The sequence below is a fragment of the Bradyrhizobium sp. SMVTL-02 genome (assembly GCF_051853005.1).
Classification (GTDB): Bacteria; Pseudomonadota; Alphaproteobacteria; order Rhizobiales; family Xanthobacteraceae; genus Bradyrhizobium.
Map to the genome: position 1 here is coordinate 1,172,735 of NZ_CP182469.1, position 15,647 is coordinate 1,188,381.

The following is a 15,647-nucleotide window of genomic DNA, read 5'->3' on the forward strand; positions in this document are numbered from 1 at the left end:
GCGCTGCGGTATTCCGGCGCCTTGAGATCGACGTCGATGATTTCGTGCACGGCGCCGTCATGGTGGCCGCACGAAATGAAGCTTGGGACGCATTGGCGGTGCAAGGGATGCAGTGCCCGCAACGGGATTGCGCTTGCATCCATAAGATTGACGCCTCACCGCCTGCCGGTGGCGGCCAGGCCGCCTAAGTGAGGAATTGGCCGGACATGAATCCAACAGTGAGTTTTCGGGCGATGCGGTTCCCTTCTCTCCATTTATCCCTTGTTGCTATCCGTGGCCAGTTCTCAGACATGCTGGGACGCTGGAGGCAAAACGCCTGAAGGATCTTCATTTCACCGTCGAGGACAGAGCCAAAGGCTCCTGGCCGGTGTGTAGCTGGGGCATCTCGGCGGCCTGGTCCTAGGGATTATAGCCGGGCTTGATTTCAGCACGTTGCCTGTAGTGGCAACGAAAGTTGTGAAGCGGTCCGCGAACCGGTCCGCCACAAAAATGAGCATCACACGAAGTATTTGAACTCACTGGTGGGCCCGGCAGGACCCGAACCTGCAACCAGACCGTTATGAGCGGGAAGGGGAAGCCGCGTTGCCCCGAGCGCGCCAGCTGTGACCCTAGGCGGTGTGGACACTTATCGCATCCATAGGACGATGGCAGCGAGAGTGACGACGGCGCGATAGTTTCGGGCGGTCTTTTCGAAGCGGGTTGCGACGCGACGGAACTGCTTGAGTTTGCTGAAGCAGCATTCCACCAGATGACGCTGGGCATAGAGATGTTTGTCGAGCGGATATTTGAGTGCGCGTGACGGGTTGTTGGGGATGACGGCGAGCGCGCCCTTGGCTGCGATGGCCTGGCGCAAGTGATCGGCGTCATAGGCCGTGTCGGCCATAACGACCTCGGCAGGCAATCCCTCGATCAATGTGGCGGCTTGTGGTGCATCGCCCTTCTGGCCTGCGGTGAGTGTGAACCGCACGGGACATCCCAAACCTCGAACGGCCATATGTATCTTGGTACTCAGGCCGCCGCGCGAGCGCCCGATCGCTTGATCTTCAGACCCCTTTTTTCGCCCCGGCGGCGTGCTGATGCGCCCGGACGATAGTGGACTCGACGATCAGATATTCGAAGTCCGGATCATCGGACATCGCCTCGAAGATCCGCCACCATGATCACGCCAAGGAGAGCCCGTGCGCACAATCCAAAGCACACCCTCCACGAACATCCGGTTGTCCCGCCCGGTCGAGCCGTTCTGGTCGGGGCGGCCGATGATCAACGGCGCCATTCGCTCCCAGGCCGCGTCGCTCAACACCAAACGATCCATCACACCCAAGGCCGCCTCCCAAAAGAAGCCTTGAATCTGATTTGCTCTCAAAAGGGAATCCTTAGAGTCCACACGGCCTAGGGAACATCGCAGCCCAAGCGGCATTTTGATCGGCAAACACCGGATGCGACGCTTCGGAGTTTGTTATGCGTGATGTCGCCGAACTGCTCGAGCGCAAGCGGATGCTGCTCGCGCGCCGCGAGGAGGCGGAGCCCCACCGTCTAGCCGAGATCGAGCGCGAAATTCAGGAGATCGACGAGGTGCTCTCGCAGCTCGAATCGAAAGAGGCGCCGCTGACGGCTCCGAAGTAACGTCGTCCTTACTCCTCTAGCGCTCTAGGGAACAGATCGCGGTGCGCAACGTGGCTGGCGCGCAACAAGCGGTACGTATCCGGCACGCCCTTGGCCAACAGCCTTGAGTGGCCTCCGCGCTCCAAGTCGTCCATGATCACGGCCTAGCGCGCGATGTGCTTGTCGGCTGAGCGCGACGTGGCGCTCTGCTTCCGCCAAGTGGTGACGCATGAGCCGCAGGTCCATGTCTCGCACGCTATCTCTCGACCAGGACGGCGGCATTCTTCCGCACGGAACCGACGAATCGTTTGCCGCGTTGCTTAGCCAGATCCCAGATGGAGAAGCGATGGCGACAGCGAAGAAGACGGCCCGCGGTCGAAAGCAGGATCGAGCGCGCGTCGCCGGCGGGCAGGACTACGAGGTGCGTTATGAAGCGCGGAAGACGGGACGATCGGCCGCTTCTGTAAAGAAGGTCGTTAAGAAGGTCGGGAACAGCCGCAAGCGCGTCGAGACGCGCCTCGAACGCTGAGAGCGAGCGGCGAGCGGAAAACGCTACGGTTCCTCCGGAGGGCACTCTGGACAGGTGTCGCCGATGCCGTCCAGCACCTCCACGAGCGCGCCGGCGGCATCCTGTGCAGACACTCCCGGAAGCGGATCCCGGCGGGCGGTGTCGAAGGCGCGCTCGCGCGCGTGCGCATCGGCACGATCCTGCATCCAGCCGTGCTCCACGCACTGGCGGATTGCGCCAGCTTCCAGCAGGACGCTAATCGCCCAGCCGCGCAGCGTTCGGATCGCAGGCCGCTTCTCCTTGATCATCAGCATCGAATTCGCTCCTGCAGCGGGACGAATCCCTTGCGCCCATCAGCCGTTCCGCGCGGGTAACACAGGACAGGGATTCGAAATCGGAGGAGCCGCCGCTTGTCCACGTGTTCCGCCCTCCTGTGCAAAAAACCCGGTCAGGCGGCGAGTTTGTCCTCCTTGTGGGCGCCACGCATGACGATCTTTAGGGTGTCATCGGGTAGGGGGCGCTGCAGCGCCTTCGCCTCATCCCACGGCGCGCTCATCCAGACGTTGCGCTCCTCCTCGGTGGTCAGGATCAGCGGCATCGCTTTCGAATGGACCGCTTCGACGACGGCATTCCGCGAAGCGCCGCGGTCGCCGTTGAAGGTGGTCCAGGTACCGGCAAAGCAGAACAGCGATCGTTCCGCAGTCAGGTCGACGAGCGTGTGCGTGCTTCACACCGCCGGCACTTGACCTCGAGATAGTAGAACCGTCCTTCATCGCTTCACTGATGGTCGGCGACGGCTGCGCCGGCCCCCGAGCCCGATCATGCGATAATTCCGAGCTTGGCAGGTCTCGGCGGCGGACTCCCGCATCTTCTCGGCGGCTTCCCTCTTGGCCGATTCCGCCCTCAGCTTCGCGGCAGAAATCCTCGCGCCGAAAAGACGATCCGGATTCCTCCGCCCCATTGCTCAACTCTCGGGTTCGCGCCCGCTGCGCGGCAGGCTCCTAATGAGACCGGACTCGGAATCGATGATGCCTACCACCCGGCAGAAGCGGGTGAAGTCGATCACGCGCCGGTCGTCGAGGACGCTCGTCTTGCGGTCTTTGATGACGGGCAGGGTGGGAGGAGGGCGGATTTCGGTCATGTTTAGTATTTAGAACATAACAAGAACAAACGCAAGAGGCAGGCGCGATCGGTCCGCCGGCGGATGCCTGACGCGTTCCTCGTCACGAAGTTGGCCAGTATTTCCACCACGCGGCCGGAAGAGCAGAATGAGGTGGCGCGTACCAAGATCGCGATAATGCTGGCCCGTGACGCCTGCGTATCGTCTCCCCGAAGCTCTCATACCGACCGTGTCGTATCGGCGTTGAATCCGGAGAAACTCGACAATGATGGCCATGTGGTCGGTAACGAGGCCTGAGCCTCGTCGATGGAAACGCGTTTACAACAGGATCGAGCCAATTTCCTTATCTCGGGATCTCGCCCTTCTTGTCGACCTACGCTCGTTTCCTCCGACGTGGGTGACGCAATCGTCGGCTGGGAAGTCGATAAGCCTCAGACCGCCGCATCAGAGCCGACCTCCTGTCTTGGCATCAGCATCTCGGGCAGCTGCGGATCGAGTTCTTCTTGCTCCAGGGTCTTCGCACCCTCGCCAAGCAAATAGGCGGCCAATATGGCGACGCCGGATTCCGGCGGGCATCGCGCGGGAGATGCCTTCATCGGAGGGGTGTTGCCGAAGGCTTCCGCGATTTCGGGGCTCATGAGGTGCGGTCTGATGCTGCGCCCGACCGCCTGCTCGATGGTCCGGAAGATCCAGGTCCCGTCCGGATCGATGTCGGACCAGTGGAAGATCGGTGTATCGTCCGGGACGGCCTTCGCGAGGACGCGCAGCGCGTGCTGCGTCGCCAGTGACGGGTAGCCGCCCACGTATACGGTTGCCCCCAGGCGTGTGGGGTCGGCCTCGATGAGGTGGCGGCTGAAGCTCGCGAAGTTCTCGATCGTGAGGAGGTAGGCCGGCGGCTCCCGGAAGCGGATGCGGTCCGCTTCGTTTGGCGCGACCCCCAGATAGAGGAGCGAGGCTGCCGAGAGGTCGGCACCTTCGAGATCGACGCGGCCGGCGATCAAGAGCGGTGGGGCGAACCGCTCAAGGCCCATGGCGCGCAGCGCCGCCCGCGGTCTAGCCTCCGGTGGAAGCTCGATGATCCCACCGAGAAGGCGGACGACCGCACTCTCGAGGCGCTCAAGCGTCTTGCTGTCGCCGACGGTCCTTCTGGAGAAGGTCCGGTAATCGACGTTCACGTGTTTGCCGTCGAGGATCGCCTGTGCGAGCACGAATGCGTCGCGCAACCGATCGGTGTCCGTCGGTGAGAACGCGTTCCACGTCTTTGCCCTGCTCCAAGCGGTCGCAATGGCCGCCGCGGCATCCTTCAGGCGAGCATCCAGTTCCAGGCCGGCGACGAGCTGCGCAGCGGCGTCCTCCGCGATTTTGGGGGCTGGAGTGCGGCCGAGATAGCGATACAGCGTGTCGGGCGATGCGAGACGGACGTGCGCGATTTCATTGCGCTTAGGCCCGCGTCCGCGCGGCATGGCTACTCGGCCGCGAGCCGGAGCGAGAGATCCGCGTCGGAGATCAGGTCGGGATCGATCGCCATCAGTTCCTGCTTGGCCTTTTCCTTCAGGGAGACCACGGTCGCTCTGGACTGTTCGCCGATGCGGTCGACCTCGACGATGGTGTCCATGTGTTCGAGGACAGCAACGCGCTTCTCGAATGGGGCCGCGATGACGAACTGCAGGCCGAGGTTCTTGTAGAAGCTCATCATCTGGCGCTGGTTTCGTCCGTCCATTTTTGAGAACGCCTCGTCGAACATCGCGAGAGCGAAGCCCGAAGGCTTGCCGGCGCGCCGCTCGGCGCTGCCGTAGACCGCCGCCAGTGACGCGCCGATCGCGACGTAGATGGGGACCTGCTGTTCGGCTCCGGAGCCCGTACCTCGGCGCTGCTCCCAGCGGGTCGACCTACCCGTCGCGACGTCCTCCATGTGGATCTCGAACGTGTAGAAGTTCCGGTAGTCCTCGAATTCGGTGAAGTCCTTCTCCGGATCCTCCAGCAGCGCTTCGAGTGCGAGGATCGTGTCCTTGTGCGGGAAATCTTCAGGCACGTCGCCGCGGAAGAGCATGTCCAGCGCCTCCGGAGACGTCTTGCCGATCTCGATGATTTTCAGGATCGGCTGGAATTCGACCACCTGGGTGCGGTGGAACGAGTAGCGCTCGTTGTGGAAGGGATGCGCGTGCAGGCTGCGGTTCAGCGACTGCAGGTTCCGCTCCATCTTGCCGATGCGCGAGGTCAGCGCGTTGATGAACTCGCCGCGCAGCAGGGTCGCTGCCTTCTCGGCCGCTTCCCGTGCCTGTCGTTCATATTGCCGTAGTTCGTTGGACTCGATGTCGCTGATCAACAGGTCCATCCAGGGCTTCACCTCACGAAGGGGCTCGCTCTCGATGCCGATTTGCGACTGCGTTCCGAACTCTTCGAAATAGCCGTCCAGGAATTCGCGCACGCGCCGTTCGACGCGTCCGCGCTCGGTGTCCGTGGCATCGGCGTCTTTCACCGCCTTCTCAGCGATGGCGCGGTGCTTTTCCGCCTCGTTCTTCTGCATGCGGCCGTCGAGCCGGGATCGGTACGCCGACCGGCCCTTCGCCGCGGCGTAGAGCGGCTGGTTCTTGGCGAACAGCGACCAGGCGATCTTCAGATTGAGTTCGGAGCCCGGGACGTTTTCACCGTCGCCGAGCCTGTTCGTCGCCGTTCTGACTTCGCCATCGTGCCGGTTGAAGGCGGTCTGCTGGGTCTCGCGCTCGCCGATCCTCTTTTTCTTGAGCTCCTGTTGCGCCAGTTTCTTGTCGCGGAGGCCTCCATCGCCGGCGCTGTCCAGGGCCGCAAGTTTGGTGTCCGCATCGGCCTTCTCGGTCTGGGCAGCGGCGTAGGCAGTGGCGTGAGCCTTCAGGTCTGCCGTGGCCGTCTCGCACAGCGCCTTGAGCGCCATGAAGGCGCCGTCCGCGATTTCCGCCTCCTTGTTGGCCTGCCCAAGCGAAGTTTCCAGATCGTCCGCCTGCTCCTGCAGGGCGCGCAGCGCGTTTGCCTGGGCGGTCTTGCCGATCTTGTGCTGGGAAGGATCGATCGACCGGTGCGTTCGCACCAGGCCGTCGTCGTAGAGGCCGTCCTTCATGATCGCCCGGCCCGGCCTGTTGAACTGCTCGAGCGTCTCGGCGAGCCGCACGGAGCCATAGCGGCGCATGATGAACGACAGTGCGTCCGGATCATCGGTGCGGAAGATCGCAGGGAATGTTCCGCGGTCCGGGCGGGCCCTGAAGTGCTCCAGCTTGTTGAGGCTCACCAGGGAGGTGCGCCGGAATTCGCGGCGTCCTTCCTTGAAGATTGCCGTCGCGGCGCCGATGTCTGATCTGTCGACGAAGACGGCGTCGCGGTCTCGGCCGAGCAGCGCTTCGGCGGCTCCCGCCCATTCCGGGTCCGTGACCTCGATCAGTTCGCAGAGTACCCTCGGTGCCATCCTCTTCTGCCGAAGCCTTTGGCAGAGGCGCTCGGTGTCCGGTTCAAGGTGTGCCCGCGCGCCTCCGGAGGCGTGCTGCCGAATCCGGCCCAGCAGGTCGTCGCGCTGCGCGCGCAGCTGGGCGACCTTTGCGATGATCTCCTGGCGCGCTTCATCGACCTTGGCGAGCTGCTGTGCTCCGGATGTGGTGAGGGCGCTTTCCGCCACCGAGAGCTCCTCGGAAACGGAGGCGACGGCGGCACCCTCTGCCGCGGCCTGCAAATTTTCGACGAGGGGGATGAAATCGTCGAATCCCTGGCCGCGCATGGCGCTCAGCGGCTGCAGACGCCGGATCGCGTCGAGGCGCGCTTTGAAATCCGCGGCGGCCCGCTGCGCCGACTGGGCGGCTACCGACGCGGTCTGCTGGAACGATTTTCTGCCGGTCTTGGCGTCGTGCTCGGCGATGGCTTCGGTAAGCCGTTCGACCTCCTTGTCGATCGCCTTGATGTCTTCGGCGAGGAACTCGAGTTCGCCTGCCGCGGCGTCGCGCTGTGCGGTCGCAAGACGCAGCCTGGTCGTCCAGTCTCGGTTGGTCGCCCGGGCGGCGAGCCACCCAGCGCGCTTTGCGATCCACTGCTCGCGGAATTTCGTTTCGAAGGCCTCTGCCAGCGCCGCGAGGATCGTCCTCAATTCCTTCAGCGCCTCCAGCTTGAGGCGCATCTTACGGATGGTCTCGCTGATGTTCCTGTAGGTCTGGATCGACTCGCGCAACTCCCCGATCCGGATCGGACTATCTTCCAGGATGTAGGTCCGAACGAACTGCGTAGCGGTCTGGTTGTGATCCAGCGTCATCGCGTTGACAATCGATTTCTGCAGGGCGCTCGCGTTCTGCTCGCCGTAGGGTGCATGCGGCAGCAGATGGCGCATGTATTCGCGGACGTAGTCTCCCGCCCGGTCGCGGTGATTGATGAAATTCTGCTCGCCCACTGCAGCCACGATGCGCCCGCGCACGTCCTCCCACTGAGCCGGGAATTGCGAGGTCCCGCTGTGCTCGATGAAGTCCTTGGACGTGAGGATCGTGCCCACGGCGACGAACAGGGCGAGGACCGTCTCCTTGCTGTCCGCCTTGCGTGCCTCGAGCGCCATGCCGATGGTCACCGGCGGGCGAACGCCCTCGGTGTCCTCGAAGCCGAGGCTGACGTAAGTGCGCGCATCGTCCCGGCGCCGCTCGTCTTCGCCCAAGGTGCCGAGGCAGTAATCGACGACACTGCGCTTGGAACTGCTCCGCGACTTGCCGCTGTCACCCGCGACCGCGTTTAGTCGCAGGAAGCGCCTGTTGCCGCCCGTCAACACGACCTGAGCCATGTCGAGAATGGTCGACTTGCCGGATCGGTTCTCGCCGAGCACGCCGATGTGGCCGGTGACGGGGATGTCGGCGACGTCGAACAGGTGCCAGTTCACCATGGCGAGATGACGCAATTCCATCATGCTTCTTCCCCTGCGGGCTGCGGCGATCGAGCCTCCTCGCTGCGGGCGTACCGCTCGAGCCGCTGGAGGGCGTCGCCGCCGCTGATCAGCTTGATCATCGGCCGGATCCGGATTTCGCAGTCCTGCTGTTCGTTGTCGTAGTCGCCGATCTCGACCAGACTGCGCTGAGAGGCTTCCTTTAGGATATCGCGAAAGCGGTTGATGCCGATGGCGCCGCCGCCGTTGGGCTGCACCATGTCCTTGTATCGGTCGTGCAGAGCGTTCAGCGTCGTGACGACGACGGCGCGGTCCTCGATCGCGCCGAGATTGACTTCCTCCTGCCAGTGCGCGGCGAGGACGAGTGTCACGATGGTCTCGTCGAGCCGCATGCGCGGCAGAGGCACGTCCTCGTCGATCGCGAGGACTCCGGCCCACTGGGCTTCGGGATCGCGGTGGACGCGGTAGCCGCAGCTGTCGAAGAAGTCGTCCACCACGTCGCGGAAGCGGCCGTCCATGATGGTGTTGTAGATCATCCCGGTGCGCGGGTCGCCTGCGAACACGAACTGCCTGCGCAGCAGGAAGTGGAGCGCTCTCCGCAGGTCCGCGGCCTTGTCCGCGCCGGCGGACCTTTCGATGTTCTCGAATTCGCTAAGCATGTGCCTTGTCCTTGCGCAGCGCGCCGGAGCGCCTGACTACGAAGTTCGCGCATCTGAGCCATTCGCTGTCGTGCGGCGGGGTTTCCGGCGACTGCTCCAGTGCGAAACCCTTGGCGACCTGCGGCGGGACCTCGCCGGTGAGCGCGTAGCGGCGCGCCGTGTCGAACGCGAGGAAATCGTCCACCGTCTCGATCTCCATAAACCGCGCTTCCTTGGTGCCGAACGGCGGCACCTGGCCTTCCAGGAATCGCCGGACGTCCTCCGGGCGGGGCGCGATCCGGGCGATGTACTCGAGCCGCAACTGCTTGCGCAATTCGTATAGCGGGTCCGATGGGGGCGCGGCGAGCTCTCTCGCCTCGACGGGACGGCGCGGCTGCCTGGTGGGAGCCTGATGGTACTCCGACCAGGGGGACCGCAGCGGCTCGATACTCCATTCCACGGTGGCCTCATCGTGGCGGCCGTCCCGCAGCAGGGCGTCCAGCCGGCGTACCAGGTCGCCGGCGCGCCCGACCAATCCTTGCGTACCGCGCTCGGCATACTTGATCGTGTTCCTGACCCGCGCCTCCAACTGCCGTCTGAATGTCTCGATGCGCTCGAACATCTCGCCGATCTGCTCGAAGATGTTCTCGATCGCGAGCAGGTCGTCGGCGGCGGCCATGTGGCCGTCCTCGACGTCCGGCGCCATGCTGGCGCTGGCGTATTCCTCCGCGAGAACCTGCATCGTTTCGGGCGTGTAGGAGATCTTCCGGGCAAGGTCGACGATGGCGTCTCTGAAGCGGTAGGGGTGGTTGACGGTGAGGATGGACTCGAAATCCCTGAGCAGGAGCTGATCGACGAATTCCTCGAAGAAGGCCTCGAGACGGTCGCCCACTGACTTTGATTCCATGACGGTCCGTCGGATCCGCTTGAGGTCGGCAAGGATCGCGCGGAGACTTTTGGTGAACTGATCGGCCTGGTTGCGGGCCTCTCGCACGGCGAGGGCGGCCTCGCGCTGCTTGCGGTCCGTCACATCGGGCGTGAGCTTCTCGACGGCTTCGAGGTTGAGGCGGATCTGGACGATGAGTCCTCCGAACCCCTGCGACAGATCTTTGTTCAGGCTCGCTAGTCGCTGGATGACCAGCAGCGGTCCCATTGCCATGTCGACGGTGACCCGCAGGCCGTATTCTTCCTCTTCGAGCCAACGCCATGCGATCAGGCGGGAGTAGAGCTGGCGGGCCAATGTGAGGGCCTTGTCTCCCTTCTCCGAGCCCGCGGAAATGTCGGCGCGCCGGATCCGCCGCCGGCCCGACGAGATCACCTCCGGAAGCGCCTCGCCGAAGTCATCGCCTTCGCTCCACAGGGACGGGTGCGCACGCATGACGTCGTAGATGGCATGGACCACCTGCTGAGGTGTCGGAAACGCAGGGGCACCGATGAAGTACCGCTCATGCAAGTCGAGGAGACACGCCGCATAAAGATGCTTGTGGTCCCTCGAGAAAACCAGAAAAGCGTCGTCGTGCAGATGGCGGAATAGGGGCATATCGAAGTCGTCGACGCAAACAGAGGGAGTGACGCGACAGGACCGGCCGCCGACATCGGCTTAGTTCAGTGCAATGCGGTCGCGTTGCAACCGTCTGGATGTGTGTTCCCTGTATGTTCTAGCACAGCTATCCTGCCGTGTCGAGTCGTTGAGGTCGATCCGGTCGAAGGCGCGATTCATTCGAGGTCCTCCAGCGCAGTCTCGGCTGGCGCACCAACGCCAGGATGCGCGCCGCTCTGGCTGCCGAAGGCGCATTTCTTGGCTATTTGCGCGAGCTACTCTTTTGAAAGGCGCGCGACAGCTTGACGCGTTCGCTTGCGAAATCGAGCGTTCGGCGGGCGATGGATCTGGAGCCCGGTCTTAGCCGGTTCGGGATACCTGCCGTCCCGCGACCGCGAGGAGATTGTCGAGGAGGCCGATGCGCGTTTCCAGACGAGCCGGGCGGAGATGCTGGATGACCAAGCCATCGCCTCATTCGCGCAGTCGAGTTCCTTTCGGAGTATTCGCGTCGCAAGACGATCAACCGCGAAGGGGCAGCTACGGCCTGAAGCACGATAACGGGCGCGTGACGGGCGCAAACTGAAAAGATGAAGGCCGACTTCGAGGCTAATCGCGCTGCGGTAGGAGACCGATTAAAGAACTTGCGCGACACGATGGAGCGACAAGCGGCGATCAATTGTGCGCTAGGCCTGGGTCGCGTACCTCTGATCGGAGCCCGGATCATGCGCGCTCTCGATGGCTACAGGTTGTTGGGTTCCGGCATTCGGATTCTCGCAACGAACGCGATCTACGGATACGAAGCGTCTTCCGGAGTCAGGATCGATCCGGGCCTGGCCACGACGGAAGACATCGGCCTGCTGTTCGACGCGCGTGGCGGGCTTACGTTTGTGGCGGACGAGGACGTCTCAGATCGCTCCCGAAGATACTTCAACGCGTCGACGCCAGTTCGAACCGGCCAAGCAGACGTTCCGAGCTGTGAATCGCGACGGCTACCTCGTCGATCTGATCAAGCCGATGCAGAGTCCTCCCTGGCAGAAGGCTCCGGAAAAGATAGGGTCGGATCCCGAAGACCTGACTGCCGTCCAAATCGAAGGACTCGATTGGCTGCAGAATTCTCCCGCTTTCGAGGCTGTCGCGATCGACAAAAAAGGCGAACCGGTGCGCATCGTCGCTCCAGATCCGCGGGTTTGGGCGGCCCATAAGCTGTGGTTGTCCCGTCGAACGGATAGGCTCAAGCGCCAACGAGATGCAGCACAAGCAGAAGCCGTGGGCGCTCTGGTCGCAAAATATCTCACTTATCTGCCCTTCGACGCAGAACAGCTAAGGTTGCTGCCCAGGAAGTAGCAGACAGCGCGGCGCCCCTTTTCGTTAAGAAAGATACCGCCGCGCGCGCCTAGCGGCCAGACGCGACTAGAACAAAGCCGGCATAGCCAGCGGCGATCATCGGCGGCACCATGATGATGATGGTCCGCATGGTGCTGCTGCTCGTCGGCATGATGGTCGCCATGGTCGGCATGACGACGATCATCATCGTCAGAGCCGGCATCATGATCGCCAGCAGCACCATGCACCAGACCAGCAGCACTGGCTTCAGGATCGCGATCGGCGCCGCCGGCATTGAAGGCCCAGCGGCTGCTCGCGACTCACATCGATCAATAATCGGGTGCGATCAGCGCAAAACCGCGTATCCTACTCACGACGAAATCTTCGCAGCGTTAATGTTCGGTTTCCGACGTGATCATTGCCTCGACTTCTGCGCGAAAAGCCTGACGCGAGGAGTCACGTGAATAGAACATGTGGCCGCCTGGGAGAACCAGCAGCGTGACCCGCGGCGCTGAGGCGAAGGCGGGCAACTGAGCGAGGGCCATTTTCGTGGCGAAATAAGGGGTCACAAGGTCAAAAAGCCCGTGTCCCACCAGCACCTTCATCTTCGCATCCGTTGCAAGAGCCTGTCGCAGCTCCGACAGCGACTCTGGAGGTGTATTGCCGAAATCCCAAGCTTTTCCGACCGCACCGTTGAGCAGTTCATAAGAGCCATCCGGCCGCCACTTGAGCTTGCGCGTCAGGACATCGACGGCTGCACTCGTTATCGGCGGCGCAAGCGCATCACCCGAGGGGTCGCCGATAGGTTGGCCAGCTGAACGCGGAAAGGGATCCAGACCCCTCACCGAGGCGTCATAACCTCCCGTCACCTTGCCGCTGTGGCGATCCAGCTCGCGGCGGAATTCGTCAATGTCAATGCGGCCAGCACGTGCTCGGGTCACGCTTTGGTCGATGCCGGTTAACGCGGCGATCTTGTCGGCGATACGGTTGCTGGCCTTGCCGTCAGCCTCACCTTTGAGGAGGTCGGCCAGGAACTCGCCTTGCGCGTAATTTTCTACGTCAGTCAGATCGGAGCTCTTCGCTTTGCTCTTGGCCTCAAGCGCTGTAGCGACATAGCTCGGCAGCAGCCTGACATATCGCAGGACCCCGGTCGAGCCGTAATCAAACACCGGCGAGACCAAGATCAAGCCCTTGACGCCGACGCCCTGCCGCATCTGCAGCTGGCGCACAACTTTCGGCCCTCGAATGCCGCCATAACTTTCGCCGACGATATACTTCGGCGATAGAAGCCGATCGTACTTTTCGAGCCAGCGGCGTATGTTCAGCGCGAGGGCGCTGACATCGCCGTCGACGGAAAAGAACTTCTTGCGGACATCCTCGCCGTTCGCGACGAAGCGGCTATAGCCGGTCCCGACCGGGTCAATGAAGACGAGGTCCGTGAAATCGAGCCAGGTTTCCGCATTAGGCTTTGCTTCTAAAGAGGTGGAAGGCGTGACTTCGTCGGCGTTGATCGGCAGCCGCCAGGGACCGGCATTGCCGAGCTGGAGCCAAGCCGAAGATGAGCCGGGTCCGCCGTTGAAGAAGAAGGTGACCGGGCGCCTAGTGCGGTCCGTCCCGTCGAGCTGATAAGATGTATAGGCGATGTCCGCTTGCGGCTCACCTTTTTCGTCGTATAGGCGGATCGAGCCCGCGGTCGCAGCAAAGCTGAGTACCCGGCCTGGCAAATGGAGCGTATGCTTGGTGGTCGAATCCGGGGGCAGCCGATGCAGCTCGCTTGCAGAGAAGGCGTTCGGTGTTTGCCCCACCCGTTCGTCGGAACCGCTCTTCTGGCCGTCCTGCGCGGAGGCTTCAGGGCGCCGCGGGGAATCGTCGGCCCTGGCGGTCTCCATCGTGCCCCAGGCAAAAAGAGCCAGCGCAAATGAAGCGCGGCGGAGCGTGCTGAAATCAAATTGCATCATGTTTTCCTTTCACGCCAACCAGTCTGCGCATGGCGCGCAAGGCGCATACAACTAGATGACAGTCGAGAAAGAACACCTACTAACTCCAGCAGTATTCATTGCTCCTGAGTGATGGCAGGCCCGGTGCTTGCTTGTCGGCTTGGCGGAATAGATCCCGCCGGCGTGCGGAATCGGCAGGTTGGCGCGGTGAAGACGTTGCGCAGATGCGACCTTCTTCTGTGCGTATGCCAAGGTCGTGGCGTTAATCGCGTGCTTGGCCTTGAAGGCCGCGTAGACGCTCTCGGCCGGAACACTTTTTGGGCCATTTCGGCGCGCTCAAACGAATAGAGACGCTCCATGAAACAGCCGGCGAGGCCGGAGCGGCTTTGATTCCCCGGCTGTCTAGCAGCTAACGACCTCGGCAGATGCTCTTGATCTTCTTTTCTAAGGCGCTATGTCGCCTGGCGCCTTGATGATCTGAGCGCGGTTCGATCGCTTTTTACTTGTGTCATGCCGCATACATCCGCCGTTCGGGGTGTCCTGTCTCAATCGAGAGTTGGGTCGTTCCGCGCTGTCGAACCAGCGATGCCGCGATGCGGCGTTTGGTCATATGACCAGAACTGATCGTTTGACCAAATTGGAGACGTGCGCCTAGATTTTCAGATTGGGTTTCAGTAATCCGCTGGTTTGTCTCTCGATGGTAGGAAGGTCTTTGATGCACGTCTCCCACCACCTTGCCAATGATCCTCTCACGAGAAACATTGTTTATCCCTTCGCGAATGCGAGTTTCCTGGCGCGGAATCCGCCCCTGTGCATCGAGGGGGGCGATGACGTGTATGTCTTCGATAGGCGCGGCAAGCGCTACATCGACGGGCAGGGAGGGCTCTGGAATGTAAACGCCGGGCATGGGCGGGCAGAGGTGAAGCGCGCGATCGTGCAGCAGCTCGACAAGCTCAGCTTCTATTCGCAGTTCGGCAACACCGCAACACTGCCGGCGGCGGAGCTTGCCGAGGTGATGTGTCGAATGGCCGAACCAGAGGGCATGCGCCGCGTCTTCTTCTCGTCGGGCGGATCGGAGGCCGTCGAAGCGGCCATCAAGCTCGCCCGGCAGTACTGGCGGCTGTCCGGCCACCCGGAACGGTTCAAATTCATTTCGCTGCGCCTCGCCTATCATGGCGTGACGCTCGGCGCCCTATCCTTGAATGGTCGTACGCCCTATCGAGAGCAGTATGAACCGTTGCTCCCGGGCTTCTATCAGGTCGAGAGTCCATACCAGTATCGCAACCCATTCACCGCGGATCCCTTGGAGTTGGGGCGGCTCTGCGCGGACCTCCTGGAGCGGGAAATCATCTATCAGGGGCCGGGCAGCGTGGCAGCTTTCATCGCGGAACCGATTCAGGGCGCTGGCGGCGTCATCGTGCCGCCGCCGAATTTCTGGCCCTTGGTGCGCGAGGTCTGCGATCGGCACGACGTGCTGCTTATATCGGATGAGGTCGTCACCGGTTTTGGCAGGTCGGGCAGCCTGTTCGGTTGCCGGGCCTTTAACGTGAAGCCCGATATCATGACCTTCGCCAAGGGGATCAACAGCGGCTACATTCCACTGGGCGCCACCATGATCAATGAACGGATCGCGCAGGCGTTCGAGACCCACGACGAGAGCGAGTTCAGCCCGCACGCGTTCATGCACGGCAATACCTATGCGGGCCATCCAGTCGCTTGCGCCGCCGCGATTGCCAATCTGCGGATCGTTGAGCAGGAGGATCTCCCAGCTAACGCAAAGGAAGTTGGCGCCTATTTTCTCGATCGCCTGAAGGAGATGGCCGTCCGCCATCCCAACATCGGCGAGGTTCGCGGGATGGGTTTGATGATCGGCGTGGAACTAGTCGCCGACGCGGAGACCAAACAGCCGTTCGATCTCAGCGAGCGCTTCGGAGCGAAGATCTGGGAAATTTGTGTCGCAAAAGGGGTCCTTATGCGCAATTTGGCCGACACATTCATCATCTCACCGCCTTTGACTTTGAAGAAAGAGCACGTCGACCTTGTGGTGGATGTTTTCGATCAGGCCATCTCGGCGGTCGAGTGAGAAAATCATGCGTCCGC

At 62.4% G+C, this 15,647-nt stretch carries 14 protein-coding genes and 3 pseudogenes; 7 read left to right on the forward strand and 10 right to left on the reverse strand.

Annotated features, from left to right (window positions below):
* Window positions 1–625: 625 nt before the first annotated feature.
* Window positions 626–1,258: pseudogene (locus ACNJYB_RS05670) on the reverse strand (IS5 family transposase).
* Between ACNJYB_RS05670 and ACNJYB_RS05675 the strand changes: the two are divergent.
* The 3 genes from ACNJYB_RS05675 (at window position 1,179) to ACNJYB_RS05685 (ending at window position 2,131) form a co-directional block, all read left to right on the forward strand.
* A complete protein-coding gene (locus tag ACNJYB_RS05675; RefSeq protein ID WP_439375813.1) occupies window positions 1,179–1,346 on the forward strand; it encodes a hypothetical protein in 168 nt (55 codons plus the stop codon). The pseudogene ACNJYB_RS05670 and the gene ACNJYB_RS05675 overlap by 80 nt on opposite strands.
* 112 nt (window positions 1,347–1,458) lie before the next feature.
* On the forward strand, window positions 1,459–1,623 hold the full coding sequence (locus ACNJYB_RS05680) for a hypothetical protein (RefSeq protein WP_439373097.1): 165 nt from the start codon (window positions 1,459–1,461) through the stop codon (window positions 1,621–1,623).
* Window positions 1,624–1,948: 325 nt separating this feature from the next.
* Window positions 1,949–2,131: a DUF3606 domain-containing protein gene (locus tag ACNJYB_RS05685; protein WP_439375468.1), complete on the forward strand. Its 183-nt coding sequence runs from the start codon at window positions 1,949–1,951 to the stop codon at window positions 2,129–2,131.
* 23 nt (window positions 2,132–2,154) lie between these two features.
* On the opposite strand, the gene ACNJYB_RS05690 is transcribed toward ACNJYB_RS05685, so the two are convergent.
* The 3 genes and pseudogenes from ACNJYB_RS05690 to ACNJYB_RS05700 all read right to left on the reverse strand — a co-directional run bounded on the left by ACNJYB_RS05690 (window position 2,155) and on the right by ACNJYB_RS05700 (window position 3,251).
* Entirely contained in the window at window positions 2,155–2,424 is a 270-nt protein-coding gene (locus ACNJYB_RS05690) for a hypothetical protein (RefSeq protein WP_439373098.1), read from the reverse strand.
* Window positions 2,425–2,558: 134 nt separating this feature from the next.
* Window positions 2,559–2,816, reverse strand: a pseudogene (locus ACNJYB_RS05695) (SOS response-associated peptidase); the annotation flags it as partial.
* Window positions 2,817–3,074: 258 nt separating this feature from the next.
* Window positions 3,075–3,251 carry a hypothetical protein gene (locus tag ACNJYB_RS05700; RefSeq protein ID WP_439373099.1) on the reverse strand — a complete coding sequence of 59 codons (177 nt, stop codon included), beginning with the start codon at window positions 3,249–3,251 and terminating at the stop codon, window positions 3,075–3,077.
* A 63-nt stretch (window positions 3,252–3,314) separates the two neighbouring features.
* Between ACNJYB_RS05700 and ACNJYB_RS05705 the strand changes: the two genes are divergently transcribed.
* A complete protein-coding gene (locus ACNJYB_RS05705) occupies window positions 3,315–3,527 on the forward strand; it encodes a hypothetical protein (protein ID WP_439373100.1) in 213 nt (70 codons plus the stop codon).
* A 134-nt stretch (window positions 3,528–3,661) separates the two neighbouring features.
* On the opposite strand, the gene ACNJYB_RS05710 is transcribed toward ACNJYB_RS05705, so the two are convergent.
* The 4 genes from ACNJYB_RS05710 to ACNJYB_RS05725 are packed head-to-tail and all read right to left on the reverse strand — an operon-like array spanning window position 3,662 to window position 10,287.
* Complete coding sequence (locus ACNJYB_RS05710; RefSeq protein ID WP_439373101.1) at window positions 3,662–4,693, reverse strand: Wadjet anti-phage system protein JetD domain-containing protein; 1,032 nt, start codon at window positions 4,691–4,693, stop codon at window positions 3,662–3,664.
* A 2-nt stretch (window positions 4,694–4,695) separates the two neighbouring features.
* Entirely contained in the window at window positions 4,696–8,133 is a 3,438-nt protein-coding gene (locus ACNJYB_RS05715) for an SbcC/MukB-like Walker B domain-containing protein (protein WP_439373102.1), read from the reverse strand.
* Window positions 8,130–8,768 carry a DUF4194 domain-containing protein gene (locus tag ACNJYB_RS05720; protein WP_439373103.1) on the reverse strand — a complete coding sequence of 213 codons (639 nt, stop codon included), beginning with the start codon at window positions 8,766–8,768 and terminating at the stop codon, window positions 8,130–8,132. Before ACNJYB_RS05720 ends, ACNJYB_RS05715 begins: the two co-directional genes overlap by 4 nt.
* A complete protein-coding gene (locus ACNJYB_RS05725) occupies window positions 8,761–10,287 on the reverse strand; it encodes a Wadjet anti-phage system protein JetA family protein (RefSeq protein ID WP_439373104.1) in 1,527 nt (508 codons plus the stop codon). Before ACNJYB_RS05725 ends, ACNJYB_RS05720 begins: the two co-directional genes overlap by 8 nt.
* A 722-nt stretch (window positions 10,288–11,009) precedes the next feature.
* Here ACNJYB_RS05725 and ACNJYB_RS05730 point away from each other — a divergent pair.
* Both ACNJYB_RS05730 and ACNJYB_RS05735 read left to right on the forward strand, forming a co-directional pair.
* Window positions 11,010–11,138 (forward strand): annotated as a pseudogene (locus ACNJYB_RS05730) (hypothetical protein); the annotation flags it as partial.
* 124 nt (window positions 11,139–11,262) lie between these two features.
* Entirely contained in the window at window positions 11,263–11,631 is a 369-nt protein-coding gene (locus tag ACNJYB_RS05735; RefSeq protein WP_439373105.1) for a GSU2403 family nucleotidyltransferase fold protein, read from the forward strand.
* A gap of 49 nt (window positions 11,632–11,680) precedes the next feature.
* Here ACNJYB_RS05735 and ACNJYB_RS05740 read toward each other — a convergent pair whose 3' ends face one another.
* Both ACNJYB_RS05740 and ACNJYB_RS05745 read right to left on the reverse strand, forming a co-directional pair.
* Window positions 11,681–11,905, reverse strand: coding sequence for a hypothetical protein (locus ACNJYB_RS05740; RefSeq protein ID WP_439373106.1), 225 nt, complete (start codon window positions 11,903–11,905; stop codon window positions 11,681–11,683).
* A 97-nt stretch (window positions 11,906–12,002) separates the two neighbouring features.
* Window positions 12,003–13,568, reverse strand: a complete 1,566-nt coding sequence (locus ACNJYB_RS05745; protein ID WP_439373107.1) for a S10 family peptidase — start codon at window positions 13,566–13,568, stop codon at window positions 12,003–12,005.
* Window positions 13,569–14,262: 694 nt separating this feature from the next.
* On the opposite strand from ACNJYB_RS05745, the gene ACNJYB_RS05750 reads away from it, so the two are divergent.
* The gene (locus ACNJYB_RS05750) at window positions 14,263–15,630 is read left to right on the forward strand and encodes an aminotransferase class III-fold pyridoxal phosphate-dependent enzyme (RefSeq protein WP_439373108.1); all 1,368 of its coding nucleotides are present in this window, start codon (window positions 14,263–14,265) and stop codon (window positions 15,628–15,630) included.
* The last annotated feature ends 17 nt before the right edge of the window (window positions 15,631–15,647 follow it).

Bases quoted from the DNA above. Each gene is read 5' to 3' on its own strand.
- ACNJYB_RS05680 (WP_439373097.1), top strand. From the start codon at position 1,459: ATGCGTGATGTCGCCGAACTGCTCGAGCGCAAGCGGATGCTGCTCGCG.
- ACNJYB_RS05685 (WP_439375468.1), top strand. From the start codon at position 1,949: ATGGCGACAGCGAAGAAGACGGCCCGCGGTCGAAAGCAGGATCGAGCG.
- ACNJYB_RS05690 (WP_439373098.1), bottom strand. From the start codon at position 2,424: ATGCTGATGATCAAGGAGAAGCGGCCTGCGATCCGAACGCTGCGCGGC.
- ACNJYB_RS05700 (WP_439373099.1), bottom strand. From the start codon at position 3,251: ATGACCGAAATCCGCCCTCCTCCCACCCTGCCCGTCATCAAAGACCGC.
- ACNJYB_RS05705 (WP_439373100.1), top strand. From the start codon at position 3,315: ATGCCTGACGCGTTCCTCGTCACGAAGTTGGCCAGTATTTCCACCACG.
- ACNJYB_RS05710 (WP_439373101.1), bottom strand. From the start codon at position 4,693: ATGCCGCGCGGACGCGGGCCTAAGCGCAATGAAATCGCGCACGTCCGT.
- ACNJYB_RS05715 (WP_439373102.1), bottom strand. From the start codon at position 8,133: ATGATGGAATTGCGTCATCTCGCCATGGTGAACTGGCACCTGTTCGAC.
- ACNJYB_RS05720 (WP_439373103.1), bottom strand. From the start codon at position 8,768: ATGCTTAGCGAATTCGAGAACATCGAAAGGTCCGCCGGCGCGGACAAG.
- ACNJYB_RS05725 (WP_439373104.1), bottom strand. From the start codon at position 10,287: ATGCCCCTATTCCGCCATCTGCACGACGACGCTTTTCTGGTTTTCTCG.
- ACNJYB_RS05740 (WP_439373106.1), bottom strand. From the start codon at position 11,905: ATGCCGGCGGCGCCGATCGCGATCCTGAAGCCAGTGCTGCTGGTCTGG.
- ACNJYB_RS05745 (WP_439373107.1), bottom strand. From the start codon at position 13,568: ATGATGCAATTTGATTTCAGCACGCTCCGCCGCGCTTCATTTGCGCTG.
- ACNJYB_RS05750 (WP_439373108.1), top strand. From the start codon at position 14,263: ATGCACGTCTCCCACCACCTTGCCAATGATCCTCTCACGAGAAACATT.